Source organism: Ruegeria sp. J8, from assembly GCF_056531925.1.
Map to the genome: position 1 here is coordinate 291,955 of NZ_JBQFMR010000002.1, position 14,073 is coordinate 306,027.

Sequence of the window (14,073 nt, forward strand, 5' to 3'; positions counted from 1 at the left end):
GACAAAGGATTATTCCTCGTCCAGCGCCTCAACAGCTTTTTGCAAGTCGTCTTTGCTAACTTCCTTGTCAGCAACCTGAGCCAGCTCGACGATATAGTCGATGACTTTGTCCTCGAAGATCGGCGCGCGCAGTTGCTGCTGCATCTGGGCATTCTGCTGCACGAACTCAAAGAACTGACGTTCTTGACCAGGGTACTGACGCGCCTGATTCATGATCGCCTGAGTCATCTCTGCATCGGTGACTTCAACCTCGGCCTTCTGGCCCAGCTCCGCCAACAGCAGACCCAGACGCACGCGGCGCTCGGCCAGTTTGTTGTGCTCGTCCGTGGGCTCGATCGGGTCGTGATCGTGACCTTCGACATCGGGGTTTTCCTCGTGCCACAGCTGGTGCGCGATTTGCTTGGCTTCGGCTTCTACCAGCGACGGTGGCAGGTCGAACGACACTTTCTCATCCAGCACGTCCAGCAGAGCGCGCTTCATCACGGCCCGCGATGCGCCGTTGTATTCGGCTTCCAGACGCTCCGAAATCTGACCCTTCAGCGCATCCAGATCTTCGGCACCGAATTTGGTGGCCAACTCGTCGTTGATCTCGGCGGCGACAGGCTCTTTCACTTCTTTGACGGTGCAGGTGAAAACAGCTTCCTTACCGGCCAGATGCTCGGCACCGTATTCGGTCGGGAAAGTGACGTTGACGTCTTTTTCCTCTTCGGCTTTCACGCCAACCAGCTGTTCTTCAAAGCCGGGGATGAAGCTATTCGAGCCCAGAACCAGCGGGTAGTCCTCGGCCGAACCGCCTTCGAATTCTTCGCCGTCTACTTTGCCAACGAAGTCGATCACGACCTGATCACCGTCCTTGGCTTTCGAGCCTTTACGGCGCGCTTTGAAATCCTGCGCGGTTTCAGCCAGGTTGTTCAACGCTTCTTCGATCGCCGCGTCGTCGGCTTTGACGACCAGCTTTTCCAGTTCGACCGATTTCAGGTCAACTTCAGGAATGGCAGGCAGCGCCTCATAGGACATCTCGACATGGACGTCGTCGCCTTCTTTCCAGTCCTCGTTGGTCATCTTGACCTCGGGCTGCAGCGCGGGACGGTCGCCGCTATCCTCAAAGTGCTTATTCATCGCACCGTCGATGCTTTCCTGCATCGCTTCACCCAGCAGGCGCTGGCCGAACTGCTTTTTCAGCAGCGCCATCGGCACTTTGCCTTTGCGGAAACCTTTCATTTCGATTTCCGGCTGTGCCTCGACCAGTTTTTCATTCACTTTGTCGTCCAGCTCAGCTGCGGAAACGACAATATTGTAACCGCGTTTCAGACCTTCGTTCAGCGTCTCGGTAACCTGCATTATGGTAGTCCCCATAGGATTCGGGGCGCGCAAAACGGCGCGCCGGGCAAATTTGAGGCCTTCTATTTGCCCTGCCCCCAACGTGCAAGGGGCAACTGCCCGATCAGCCTTGTTTTGCCGCGGATTTGAAGAAAAAACGCCCCGGACTGGGCCGGAGCGTTTATTGTTGGCTGCAACTGTCGTCTCAGAACCGCCAGCGCGCGCCCAGAGCCCAGGCTTCGTTCTCGTCGAAATCGACCATATCGTCAAAATCGTGGCGGCGGTATTTCAGATAGGCATCCGTGTTGATGCTGTCGATCCGCTGCACAACCGCGATGCCCCAGGATTTGGTGCTTGATCCTTCATTCTGGAAATCGGATCCGTCGAAATAGTCGATCCCGATACCGGTTTGCCCCCAAGACACCCAATCGGTCTCATAGGCGATCTTTGTGTACCAATAATCCGGATCGCTAGCCCCGTCAGAGGTATTGTCCCGCGTCCCCAGAGCCGCCGTGAAACTGAACCCGCTCGGCAGCAGCACCGAGGCCGATCCGATCGTATCCCGACGTTCACCTGACCCATCATCAAAGTCGCGCACCGCATAGGCGATTGTGGCCGCAAACTCGATCCCATTTGTGAAGGTGTTTCCGTAAGATACTGCAATATCATAATAATCGTCGTCGTCACTGCTGGACAAAATATTTTGACCATAGGCGATAGCGCCCGAGAACCCATTGTAACTAGGCGTGTCATAACGGATACGCCCGCGCCGCGCCCCGTCAAAGTTGCTGGCGGAATCTCCAACCGTGATGTCGCTCAGTATCCCGTCGGGCTGGCGATAGAAAAAGGCACCGTTCTCGTCATTGGTGAACGAATACAGCACAGTGCCAACATAGGACAGATCAACCTCAGCCGCGCCATCGGACGCCATGCTGCCCTGCCCTGCCGAGAATTTGCCATAGCTGCCTTTCAGGGCGAAATCGACGTGGCGAATATCTTCGCGCGACCAGCCATCATTATTGGTGCCGTCCTGATTGGCCGAACCGGTGCTGGGCAGCCCCAATCCGGTTTCAAACCGGAACGTGAACTCGTTGCTGCCATAGGGCTGCATCAGGCGAAGCCCCACACGGCTGTTCGACAGATCATTGTCGAGCAAACGGGTTTCCGTTTCTTCCCCGTCATCTACCGAGACGATGACCGGGTGAATCTGGCCGTAGAGCTCGACATAGCCGCCGCTGTTATTGTCGTATCGCAATTGCGCCATTGCCGGAACGGCAGTCGTTACGGCCAACACTGCAGCCAGAGAATGAATTCTAAAATTCTGGGTCATTTCAGTCACCATGAGAAAAACTGTTTTGGCGCTGCTCAATTTTTTGTCTTCTACCTGCCTAGGACGGGCGCTGAACGCACAAGTGATGCCTATTGCCTTCCGTAACGTACCTCACACCGCGTCCTCGAAATCTGGCTTCTTTTTAAATTCTTACTTCTCGCAAAACCTTCCCTTGCTTCCAGGTTGGTTCGTCCCAAGGCACAGACACAATTGTCAATTGGTCAGCTTCACCCTTCAGACGGCCATTACCAGTGCAGCAACCAGCGTTCGGCGACACGTCGAATATACAATCATATATCTATGTTTTTCAATACATATGGCAGTTGCTCAGGCAAATCCTCGGCGATCAAGCCCGGCCCAAAGCTGCGCGCGCATTCCACATGCAACCACGCCCCAGTTTCCGCCGCCTGCATAGGTGTGAACCCGCGGGCCAGCAAACCGGTGATAAACCCGGCCAGCACATCTCCAGACCCCGCCGTTGCCAACCAAGGGGCAGAACGGTCATAAAAAGCCGCATTGATCGAGCATCTACCATCCGGCGTCGCAATCACCGTATCCGGCCCCTTGAAAAGCACCACACACCCAGCACGCTGGGCCGCCTCTCGCGTGGCATCCACCTTCGAATAAGCCGGTCCCTTTGTCGGCGTCGCCGCCAGCTTTTCGGTGATATCCGGGAAGAGCCGCGCAAACTCGCCCCCATGCGGGGTCAGAACACACTTGTCGTGCAACTTCGAGAACAAAGCCGCCGGGTCACCCTCAAACGCCGTCAGAGCATCCGCATCCAGCACGGTCGCCCGCTTGGCCTGCAACGCAACAGACAGCAGTTCGCGCGCCCGCTCCAACCCCATTCCCGGCCCAAGACAGAGCGCATTCAACCGCTCGTCGCCCAGCGCATCCGCAAACCCCTCGGCCCCATCAATCCGCCTCACCATGAGGGCTGTCACCTGCGCCGCCACCTCCATCTGAGCCGAGCCCGGCACTCCAAGTGTCACCAACCCAGCCCCAATCCGCAAAGCCCCCCGCGCCGCCAACCGCGCGGCGCCAGTTTTCGCCGCGCCGCCCGTGAGGATAAATGCGTGGCCGTGGGTGTATTTGTGGTCTGCGCGCCCCTTGAACACGCGCTTTGGAGCACCTTCGATCATTTTCAAAACCGGGCGCTCGGCCTGACTATTCCAATGCTCCGCCAACCCGATGGACTTGACGATCAAGCGGCCCGATTGGATGGCCCCGCGATCAAGAAAATGTCCACGCTTTGCAAGGTGAAATGCGACCGTCAAGGAGGCCACCGCAAACGGACCGAGTGACTTACCGCTATCAGAACAAAGCCCAGACGGGGTATCAACCGCGATAACTTTAACGCCCCCTAGCGCAATCCACGCATCCAAGGACTGCAAGACCTGCCCTAGTTCTCCTTCAATGGGACGCGCCAAGCCCGTACCGAAGACCGAATCCACGACGATGTCGGGCTTTGCCGCATTTTGAAGTGCGCCCTGTTTGCTCAAATGCTGAACAGCCCCCAACTCCACCCACCGCCCATAGTTCTCCCGTGCATCCGGCGGCAGTTTCTCGGCATCTCCATACAGAAACACGTCAACTGCCCAGCCCAGCCCATGCAAAAGCCGCGCTACAACAAACCCGTCGCCACCGTTATTCCCCGGCCCACACAGCACCACAGCGCGCAGCGGATCCTCTTCATCTGGCCCCAAATATCCCGGGGAGCGCGAGGGGCTGGCCCCTCGATCCTTGAACTCGGGCCACTCCTCATAAATAGCGTCGACAACGCCCTGCCCGGCCCGCTCCATCAGTTCCAGCCCGGTTACCTCACCAGACTCAATCGCGGCCCGTTCGATGGCCTGCATCTGTGCAGCCGTCAGCAGTTCCGTCATCTCACTTTTCCCAGTCGATTCAGTTTCGATCATTTTTTACGCAAATTGACTAAAATTTAACCTATAGCCCATTTTCCCAACAGCCAAACGGGGCCAAATTCGCAATCCGATTGTCGCCCGATCTTAGACGTGGTCACTGCCATCCTTACAAGAGTTAAAGGGAGCCCGGTATGAAGAAGATCGAAGCGATCATCAAACCGTTCAAGCTGGACGAAGTAAAAGAGGCGCTGCAGGACGTAGGCGTCCAGGGTCTCAGTGTGATCGAGGTCAAAGGCTTTGGCCGTCAGAAAGGCCACACCGAACTCTATCGTGGCGCGGAATATGTCGTCGACTTTCTGCCCAAAGTAAAAGTCGAGGTCGTTTTGGACGACGATCAGGTCGATGCTGCCATCGACGCCATCGTTTCGGCCGCTAAGACCGACAAGATCGGCGACGGCAAGATTTTTGTGTCGCCCGTTGAGCAAGCCATTCGCATCCGGACCGGTGAAACCGGCTCGGAAGCGCTGTAATCGAACACTCCAATCAGAGGAAAATAGAGTATGAGCAAGGACGCAGTTCTTCAGCTGATCCGTGATGAAGACGCAGAATACGTCGACATCCGCTTCACCGACCCGCGCGGCAAGCTTCAGCACGTCACCATCATGTCGGACCAGGTTGACGAAGACTTCCTGGAAGAAGGCTTCATGTTCGACGGCTCGTCGATCGCTGGCTGGAAATCGATCGAAGCATCGGACATGAAACTGATGCCCGACACCGAAAGCGCCTATGTTGATCCGTTCTACGCGGAAAAGACCATCTGTCTGCACTGCTCGATCGTTGAGCCCGACACCGGCGAAGCCTATGAGCGTGACCCGCGCGGCACCGCCCAGAAAGCCGAAGCCTACCTGAAAGCTTCGGGTATTGGTGACGTTGCCTACATGGGCCCAGAAGCCGAATTCTTCCTGTTCGACGACGTCCGTTTCTCGAACAGCATCAACAAGGTATCTTACGAAGTTGATGCAACCGACGCGTCGTGGAACACCGACACCGAGTACGAGATGGGCAACATGGGCCACCGTCCCGGCGTCAAGGGCGGCTACTTCCCCGTGAACCCCGTTGACGAAGCGCAAGACCTGCGCTCAGAGATGCTGTCGACCATGAAGCGCCTTGGCATGAAAGTGGACAAGCACCACCACGAGGTTGCTTCCTGTCAGCACGAGTTGGGCCTGATCTTTGACAGCCTGACCAAGCAAGCTGACGAGCTGCAGAAGTACAAGTACGTCATCCACAATGTTGCACATGCCTACGGCAAATCGGCCACCTTCATGCCGAAGCCGATCGCAGGCGACAACGGCACCGGTATGCACGTGAACATGTCGATCTGGAAAGACGGCAAGCCTCTGTTCGCTGGCGACAAATACGCTGACCTGTCGGATGAAGCGATCTACTTCATTGGCGGCATCCTGAAGCACGCCAAGACCCTGAACGCCTTCACCAACCCGTCGACCAACAGCTACAAGCGCCTGATCCCGGGCTTCGAAGCACCTGTTCTGCGCGCCTATTCGGCCCGCAACCGTTCGGGTTGTGTCCGTATTCCATGGACCGAAAGCCCGAAAGCTAAGCGCGTCGAGGCTCGCTTCCCCGACCCAGCCGCGAACCCCTACCTGGCGTTTGCTGCTCTGCTGATGGCTGGTCTGGACGGCATCAAGAACAAAATCGATCCGGGCGAAGCCATGGACAAGAACCTGTACGATCTGCCGGCCGAAGAACTGGCCGACATCCCGACCGTATGTGGTTCGCTGCGCGAAGCGCTGGAAGCTCTGGCCTCCGATCACGACTTCCTGCTGCAGGGCGACGTGTTCACCAAAGACCAGATCGACGGCTACATCGCACTGAAGATGGAAGAAGTCGAAACCTACGAGCACACACCGCACCCGGTCGAGTACGGCATGTACTACAGCTGCTGATCCAAGAATTTTCGACGAAAATTCTTCCAAGGGCGCCCAACCGGGCGCCCTTGTTTCGTTTCGGGTGATCTTCCAGACTGCCTGCCAAGGAGGAGATCCCATGGACACCGAGTTTACGCATTTCGTGACCACCGCCGAAGAATTGGAACAGATAACCGGCGCGCCTCTGCCCCAGATCATCGCCAAGGAATTGCCCGCTCTGGATCAGATGTGCCGCGACTTTGTTGCAACCTCGCCGTTTTGCATCATTGCCTCTGCCAATCCCGACGGACATTTGGATGTGTCACCGCGCGGAGACCCAAGTGGTTTTGTTCACGTGCTCTCGGACACCCTGATCGCCATCCCCGACCGTCCTGGCAACAAACGCGTGGACACGTTCCACAACATCCTGAAAGACCCACGCGTCAGTTTGATTTTCTTCGTGCCCGGCAAGATGGAGACATTGCGCATGCGCGGAACGGCCCAAATCTGCGCCGACCCAAAGCTGCTGGACACCATGGCCGTGCAAGGTCGCGCGCCCAAGCTGGCCTTACTGATCAAAGTTCAAACCGTCTTCGCCCATTGCCCCAAATGCGTGATCCGCGCAAACCTGTGGAACCCTCAGGATTGGCCAGATTCGTCAAACCTGCCGAACATGAACGCCATAATGGTCAAGCACGCGCGGATCAACAAAACTCCGGATGAATGGTTCGAAACCCTCAAGCAAAGCGGAGAACTGGATCTGTACTGACCCCCTTTGCGGGACAGCTCTCGGTACGTAAGATGGGAATTGTTCTTTTCAGTCCATCAGGTTTTTCACCATGTTTCGTCTTGCCCTGCTTTTCGCCTTAATCCTTCCAACTCTTGCGATTGCTGCCCCCTGCGGTGACACAAGCGCCGATTTTGAGGCTTGGAAAAAGGACTTCGCGAAACAAGCCAAACGCGCGGGTGTAAAAAACAAAGGCCTCCAGGCACTCGCCCAGACGACCTATGCAACACGCACTATTGCAGCCGATCGCAACCAGAAGAGTTTCAAATATTCGCTGGACAAATTCATGCAGGTTCGCGGCGCCGACACGATTGTCGCGCAGGGACGCAAGCGCAAGGCGCGAAACCCGCAATTCTACGCGGCGCTCGAGCGGCAATATGGCGTTCCAGCGGGTGTTCTGATCGCCATTCACGGCATGGAAACCGGCTTTGGCGGCTTTATGGGCGACAGTCAGGTTGTTTCGGCAATCACAACCCTTGCCTATGATTGCCGCCGGTCGGAATTCTTCATTCCCCATGCGATCGGCGCACTGAAACTGGTGGATCAAGGCAGCATTACGACCGCGACACGGGGGGCGAAACATGGCGAATTGGGGCACACGCAGTTCCTGCCCGGCAACGCACTGAACTATGGGGTCGATGCCACGGGGGACGGCAAAGTGGATTTCTACAACATGACCGACGCGTTGGCCTCGACCGCGAATTTTCTTCGCAAAAAGGGTTGGAAACCGGGGCGCGGCTACCAGCAAGGGCAGCCAAACTTTGCCGTCATTCAGCAATGGAATGCTGCCACCGTGTACCAGCAATCCATCGCCATCATGGCCGCGCGAATCGACGGCTAAGGCTGGCCACAATCTCAGCACGCGCCTCCTTATTTCAGCCACATTCCTGCCACAGACATTTAATGGCCCTTAAATTGCCTAGGTTTCCAGACCGTAATCAATCTTTGCAATTTGTGATTTTTTTCCATTTTCGCCCAAATCTGCCCCATTTCTCTCACTAGACTGGAGTCCAAACAGGATGCGACAAAGGAATGCGCAGTGACTCCGAAGAACAGCTATCATGGTGGTTTGCAGTTTGACGGCGAGACCGATGGCGCGATCGAGCGGTTCAGCGCCATTGTTTCTGCAACGCTTGAAGATTACGGGCATCTGGTCGAACGCAAAAGCATTCGTGACGCGACCGAAGCCAGCATCGTCTGCAATCAATATCTGGTGCGTCTGACGCTGGACACACAGGTGCCCGTGGCTGAAGACCGGTTTGAGCGCATGAACCGCTCGGCTGGTTTGAAGACGCTGCAACGGCCCGTGGTGACGTTGCCGAAAAACCGGCTGACCATTACGATCACGCCGGTCTCACCGCTTCTGGACGACCGCGAGATTTCCGAGCTGATGCTGGTGGTTGTCCTGTATCGCATGGTCGACATCTGCGCCACGCAGCGGGTTGAATGGCTGACCCCCAACACCGTGCTGACCATCGAACAATTCATGAGTGCGTTTGACACTCTGCCCCCCGTTAAAAAAAAGAAGCGAAATAGAAAACAGATTTTCGAGGCAGTCTCAGGCCCGTTCGCGGAACTGGACACTATTGAGGAAGACCCACTGGACGAGCCACAAAAAAAGGCGCCGCCCCCGGCAGCCCGGCCGATCCAGTTGTCGGATGAGCAGTTGCTCAGCATCGCTTTTCGGACAGAACCTATCGAGCAGCCTTTGGATCGGGACGACACGCACCCCCTCGACCACGACGAACAGCCCAGTGATATCCTGCGACTGACCAGTTGGGGATTGACCGGTGCCGTGGCCAGTGTGTCTGTTCCGATCGCGGCCTCTATGGCCGCTGTGAACCTGATCCGGGGCGAAGATTTTCGCCTTAACACTCAGGTGCTTGCCTATTCGGTAGCGATCTCCGCTCTCAGCACAAGCGGGGCCTTCGCAGGTGTTGCCAACGTTTTGGGCATGTGATTCACGAACCTAAGACCCTCCTAGGAGGCCCCGCCATCAGGCGGGGTTTTCTATATTTGACAAGCTGTACGCTTTCAGCACGTAGGTATGGATTGTAAATACCACCGCCTGCGTCTGCGGCAGCCGCAACAGTGTTTGCTTTTCGCTGCGCAGATAAGGCGCGGATCCGGGGTCTTTGATGTGACGTGGCTCCTGCGCGCTTCGGGGTTGGTGCAACTCGGCATCATCGTACCACAGCGCGTTGAACCTCCAGAGCGGCCGACCCGGCCGTATCCCGTCGAACAAGCGCTGGACACGGCGGGCGATGTCATCGTCATAGCTGTCGACCGGCACATGGATGTCGATCAGCGGGCGCATGAACTTCTCGGACAGGCGCCAACTGGCCGGAAAACACAAGACGGCCCCGGTCAGAACATGTTCTTCGCCGTGCTTTTGCAAGATACAGATATCCTCCTGCACCAGTTTGCATAGGGTCTCCATCGGCTGGGCTCGATCGATGACCACCTCTTGTCCATCGGGTCGGGTGACATGGTCGGAGCACCCCGGATAGGCGTGGTACAGCACACTATCTAGCAGCTCCTGCGCCGCCGGTTCAGCGCTTGGGTCCAGCGCCAGAACATCCGCCCGGCGGTCGCGCAACAAAGCTTCTCGGTGCTGCATCTGCGCAGCAAAGGCATCATCCCGGTGCAGCCATGTCTCCATACTGTCAGGCTGGATACCCGGCAGTGGGCGTTGATCTAGCGGGTTGTAGGGAATTGCGGTCTGAAAAATCGTCATAAGGCTGATCTATCACTGCAACGCAGAGCTGTCGGTCAAAAAGCGACGATCCGACCGTCGCAATTTATCGAGACTGCGCGGCAATGATTCTCCACGCTGAAAAAACAGGCAGAGAGGGCATCCATGAACACACATTACCGCGACGGCCGCAAAATCGACCCCACCAAAGGCGCGACCCTTGGTGATGGCACCCCGAACGAATTGGACCGGATCGAGATCGGTCCCACCCAACTAGCCTTTTCCGAGTGGGAGGCCGCCGGGTTGACCCTGCCCAACCTTGCCAACATGCGCGAGTATCGCTGGAAACGCCTGACGCAAGCGGTCGTGGATCGCGGCTATGGCGGGGTGCTGATGTTCGACCCGCTGAACATCCGCTATGCCACCGACAGCACCAACATGCAGCTTTGGAACACCCACAACCCGTTTCGCGCCGTACTGCTGTGCGCCGATGGGTACATGGTAATCTGGGACTATAAAAACTCGCCCTTCCTTTCGACCTTCAACCCGCTGGTGCGCGAACAGCGTTCAGGCGCCGACCTGTTCTATTTCGACCGGGGAGACAAGGTGGATGTGGCGGCTGATGTGTTCTCGAATGAGGTGCGGGTGCTGATCGAAGAGCATAGCGGCGGCAACAAACGCTTGGCCGTGGACAAGATCATGCTGCATGGGCTGCGCGCGCTCGAGGCGCAGGGGTTCGAGATCATGGAGGGCGAAGAACTCACTGAAAAGACCCGCGCGATCAAGGGCCCGGACGAGATTCTGGCCATGCGCTGCGCCCATCATGCCTGCGAGACCGCTGTTGGCGCGATGGAGCAGTTTGCCCGCGCCAATGTCGGCGACAGCAAGACATCCGAGGATGACATTTGGGCCGTTCTGCACGCTGAAAACATCCGACGCGGCGGTGAATGGATTGAAACCCGCTTGCTCGCCTCAGGGCAACGCACGAACCCGTGGTTTCAGGAATGTGGACCGCGGATCACGCAACAAAATGAGATTATCGCGTTTGATACGGACCTGATCGGTTCTTACGGTATATGTATCGATATCTCACGCACATGGTGGATCGGCGATCAGAAACCCCGCCCGGACATGATCTATGCCATGCAGCACGCGCATGAGCATATCATGACCAATATGGAGATGCTGAAACCCGGCGTCATGATCCCCGATCTGACGGCCAACTCACACAAACTGGACGACAAGTTTCAGGCACAGAAATACGGTTGCCTGATGCACGGTGTCGGCCTGTGCGATGAATGGCCGTTGGTGGCCTACCCGGACAAGGCGGTTGCCGGCGCTTACGACTATGCCTTGGAGCCCGGCATGGTCCTGTGTGTCGAGGCCGCCGTGGGCGAAGTGGGCGGTGACTTTTCCATCAAGCTGGAGGATCAGGTTCTGATCACCGAAGACGGGTATGAGAACCTGACAACCTATCCGTTCGACCCCCAGCTTATGGGTCTGGCCTAGTCCGGCCAGGTTGAGCGTTTGACATTGCCGTGCCAGTCTTCAGCGGTTTGCGCCGCGACCGGCGCGGCCTCGGGCCAGTTGTGACCCGCCGCAAAGCTAAGCAGCGCCGTCAGGGCAAGAATGATCAGAAGATCGGGGCGCAGCGCGGTGCTGCGTGGTGCGCAAGAAATGTGTGCCATCATGGCCTCCGAGATTGTGTGACGTGAACAAAGTCAATGTGGAGGCTCCAAACATATTTTTAAAACGAATATTATTTTGATACCTCATCACATAAATTGATGGTAATTGAAACCTACGTTCCGCTTCATGTACTGGATGACCGATCTGTTCTCACCTTCCCGTGACGCGCGTTACATATGGGTTGAGCGACCCGGTAGAAGCCCACAGTATTGGCGCCAACTTGCGACGTAAGGAACTGCCATGCCCACCGAACGCATTACCTTTGCCGGTCACGACGGCAACCAACTTGCTGCGCGCCTCGACCTGCCTGACGGGCCGGTTCTGGCCACAGCGTTGTTTGCCCATTGTTTTACCTGCTCCAAGGACATTCCCGCCGCCCGTCGCATCGCGGCTCGCTTGGCTGGAATGGGTATTGCCGTTCTGCGTTTTGACTTCACCGGTCTGGGTCACTCTGAAGGCGAATTCGCCAACACCACTTTCACTTCTAATGTCGAAGACCTGATTGCCGCCTCTCACTATCTTGCCGGGCGCGACATGGCGCCGTCGTTGCTGATTGGGCACTCGCTTGGCGGAGCTGCTGTGCTGCGCGCCCGCGCTGGCATTCCCAGCGTCAAAGCGGTGGTCACGCTGGGCGCACCTGTTGATCCGGGCCATGTCTCGCACCATTTCCAGGCCGCTCTTCCCGAGATCGAGCAGGAAGGCTCGGCTGAAGTGACGCTAGGCGGGCGTCCTTTCCGCATTGGTAAGGCCTTTGTCGATGACATATCGGAAACCGAACTGACCCCCGCCATCAAAGAGCTGAAAGCCGCGCTGCTGATCCTGCACGCCCCCTTGGATGAGACCGTGAGCGTCGACAACGCCAGCGCCATCTTTATGGCCGCCAAGCACCCCAAAAGCTTTGTTACTCTGGATGATGCCGACCACCTGATCACGCGGGCCTGTGACGCTGAATATGCGGCCGATGTGATTGCGGCCTGGGTGACACGCTACATAACCCTGTCCCCACCAGCCCCACCGCCCGGCGCCCCCGAAGGCATTGTGCGCGTGACCGAGGCCGACCCCAGCGGTTTCTTGCAGGACATTCAATCCGGCCCCCGTCACCATGCGGTCGCGGACGAGCCTGCCTCGTATGGCGGCACCGACCGAGGCATGTCGCCTTACGGTTTCGTGTCTTCCGGATTGGGGGCCTGCACCTCGATGACAATTCGCATGTATGCGCGTCGCAAACGCTGGCCGTTGACGGGCATTGTTGTCGATGTCTGCCACAACAAGGTCCACGGGCAGGATGCGGGGCTAGTCGGCGACGGAAAGGTTGATCTGTTCCGGCGCAAGATCCGGCTCGAAGGTCCTCTGGACGACGAACAGCGCGCCAGGTTGCTGGAAATTGCCGACAAGTGCCCTGTTCACAGGACACTTGAGGGTTCGGCGGAAATTACGACCGAATTGCTGACCTGACGCACCTTACCGTCGCGGTGCCGGTCGATGGATCGGCGGCCGTGCTGTCGGGGGCCGAGCCACAGGTGGCCGGGGCCGCGCGGGCGGTTTGGCGATCGGTGGCTTGGGCCGTGCAGGCGGTTTCCCAACCGGCGGCTTCGGGCGAACCGGGCGATCTACGTCGATGTCCACATCTACGTCGTGGTAATAGTCGTTCCAAAGAAGCGAGTCGTAAAACGGATCATATCCGTATCCCACGCCAACAGTGACCCCATCACAGGCCGAAAGGGTAAAACTGGCTGCGCCCAGACTCAGGGCAAGACAGGTGCGTTTGATCAGTTTTCTGGTCATCTTCCCCCTCCTCACCGAGCAGCCCGGAACGAGGCAAACACTGCGTTCAGATCATCCACATAGGCCGGATCGGCCCCATCGCGCAGAACGGCCACGGCCACGGCGACGCGGTCATTGGGCAGGTCGATCACAGTCGCAGTGAAGTTAATGCCCCGCCCATCACGGGTACCGGTGCCCCGGATCACTTGCGCGGGCAGCCCTCCGATACGAGTCGAAACATTGTCTGAAACCACTGGAGATTTGACCAGAAACTTGTCGACATCCTGAAGATACCGCAATCCTCCGTCGATCGAGGCGACGCCGGCGGGTGCGACAAAACCGATCCAGACGTTGTCATCGGTCACAGGCCGTATCCCCATGACACGAGCCACTGCGCGGGGATCTCCCAGTTGCGTATCCTCAATCTCGCGTGTGCCACCTGTCCGCACGGCCCAGAAATCGGGCACCGAAAAGCTGAACAAGGCGCGTCCATTATCCGTATACGTCACCGGGGTATCGGCCAACACTGGCGCGGCGCCAAGCCATATCGCCGCAATGGCAGAGCTTAATCGCAAAAACATATCATAATAACCTGTTGTTTCTGTTGGCTCAGAGTGGCCCGCGATGACCGGATTTGTCCAGTCTCATTCCATAACAAAAAAACCCGCGCCGGGATTGCTCCGGGCGCGGGTTTC

At 57.4% G+C, this 14,073-nt stretch carries 14 protein-coding genes; 7 read left to right on the top strand and 7 right to left on the bottom strand.

Annotated features, from left to right (window positions below; translation table 11 throughout):
• Positions 1-9: 9 nt before the first annotated feature.
• The 3 genes from tig to ACR0L1_RS04965 form a co-directional block, all read right to left on the bottom strand.
• The gene (gene tig / locus ACR0L1_RS04955; RefSeq protein ID WP_170782635.1) at positions 10-1,341 is read right to left on the bottom strand and encodes a trigger factor; all 1,332 of its coding nucleotides are present in this window, start codon (positions 1,339-1,341) and stop codon (positions 10-12) included.
• Between the two features lie 184 nt (positions 1,342-1,525).
• On the bottom strand, positions 1,526-2,650 hold the full coding sequence (locus ACR0L1_RS04960; protein WP_170770470.1) for a porin: 1,125 nt from the start codon (positions 2,648-2,650) through the stop codon (positions 1,526-1,528).
• A gap of 290 nt (positions 2,651-2,940) precedes the next feature.
• Positions 2,941-4,536, bottom strand: coding sequence for an NAD(P)H-hydrate dehydratase (locus ACR0L1_RS04965; RefSeq protein WP_480857461.1), 1,596 nt, complete (start codon positions 4,534-4,536; stop codon positions 2,941-2,943).
• Positions 4,537-4,706: 170 nt separating this feature from the next.
• On the opposite strand from ACR0L1_RS04965, the gene ACR0L1_RS04970 reads away from it, so the two are divergent.
• The 5 genes from ACR0L1_RS04970 (at position 4,707) to ACR0L1_RS04990 (ending at position 9,190) form a co-directional block, all read left to right on the top strand.
• Entirely contained in the window at positions 4,707-5,045 is a 339-nt protein-coding gene (locus tag ACR0L1_RS04970) for a P-II family nitrogen regulator (protein WP_170354532.1), read from the top strand.
• A gap of 30 nt (positions 5,046-5,075) precedes the next feature.
• Positions 5,076-6,482, top strand: a complete 1,407-nt coding sequence (gene glnA, locus ACR0L1_RS04975; RefSeq protein ID WP_170354533.1) for a type I glutamate--ammonia ligase — start codon at positions 5,076-5,078, stop codon at positions 6,480-6,482.
• A 100-nt stretch (positions 6,483-6,582) separates the two neighbouring features.
• Complete coding sequence (locus ACR0L1_RS04980) at positions 6,583-7,212, top strand: MSMEG_1061 family FMN-dependent PPOX-type flavoprotein (RefSeq protein WP_480857463.1); 630 nt, start codon at positions 6,583-6,585, stop codon at positions 7,210-7,212.
• Between the two features lie 70 nt (positions 7,213-7,282).
• Positions 7,283-8,071: a lytic murein transglycosylase gene (locus ACR0L1_RS04985; protein WP_480857465.1), complete on the top strand. Its 789-nt coding sequence runs from the start codon at positions 7,283-7,285 to the stop codon at positions 8,069-8,071.
• Between the two features lie 198 nt (positions 8,072-8,269).
• Positions 8,270-9,190 carry a hypothetical protein gene (locus ACR0L1_RS04990; RefSeq protein ID WP_331252086.1) on the top strand — a complete coding sequence of 307 codons (921 nt, stop codon included), beginning with the start codon at positions 8,270-8,272 and terminating at the stop codon, positions 9,188-9,190.
• 36 nt (positions 9,191-9,226) lie between these two features.
• Here the strand turns inward: ACR0L1_RS04990 and ACR0L1_RS04995 are convergent, their stop codons facing one another.
• On the bottom strand, positions 9,227-9,967 hold the full coding sequence (locus ACR0L1_RS04995; RefSeq protein ID WP_480857467.1) for a heme-dependent oxidative N-demethylase family protein: 741 nt from the start codon (positions 9,965-9,967) through the stop codon (positions 9,227-9,229).
• 123 nt (positions 9,968-10,090) lie between these two features.
• Here ACR0L1_RS04995 and dddP point away from each other — a divergent pair, with 123 nt between their 5' ends.
• On the top strand, positions 10,091-11,434 hold the full coding sequence (dddP, locus tag ACR0L1_RS05000) for a dimethylsulfonioproprionate lyase DddP (RefSeq protein ID WP_170788832.1): 1,344 nt from the start codon (positions 10,091-10,093) through the stop codon (positions 11,432-11,434).
• Here dddP and ACR0L1_RS05005 read toward each other — a convergent pair.
• The gene (locus tag ACR0L1_RS05005) at positions 11,431-11,613 is read right to left on the bottom strand and encodes a hypothetical protein (protein ID WP_170788833.1); all 183 of its coding nucleotides are present in this window, start codon (positions 11,611-11,613) and stop codon (positions 11,431-11,433) included. The two genes, dddP and ACR0L1_RS05005, sit on opposite strands and share 4 nt — an antisense overlap.
• Positions 11,614-11,854: 241 nt before the next feature.
• Here ACR0L1_RS05005 and ACR0L1_RS05010 point away from each other — a divergent pair, with 241 nt between their 5' ends.
• Complete coding sequence (locus ACR0L1_RS05010; RefSeq protein ID WP_480857470.1) at positions 11,855-13,069, top strand: bifunctional alpha/beta hydrolase/OsmC family protein; 1,215 nt, start codon at positions 11,855-11,857, stop codon at positions 13,067-13,069.
• 6 nt (positions 13,070-13,075) lie between these two features.
• Here the strand turns inward: ACR0L1_RS05010 and ACR0L1_RS05015 are convergent, their stop codons facing one another.
• Together ACR0L1_RS05015 and ACR0L1_RS05020 are read right to left on the bottom strand one after the other, a co-directional pair.
• Positions 13,076-13,399: a hypothetical protein gene (locus ACR0L1_RS05015; protein WP_170782644.1), complete on the bottom strand. Its 324-nt coding sequence runs from the start codon at positions 13,397-13,399 to the stop codon at positions 13,076-13,078.
• Positions 13,400-13,410: 11 nt separating this feature from the next.
• Entirely contained in the window at positions 13,411-13,959 is a 549-nt protein-coding gene (locus ACR0L1_RS05020; RefSeq protein WP_480857471.1) for a hypothetical protein, read from the bottom strand.
• Positions 13,960-14,073 lie beyond the last annotated feature (114 nt).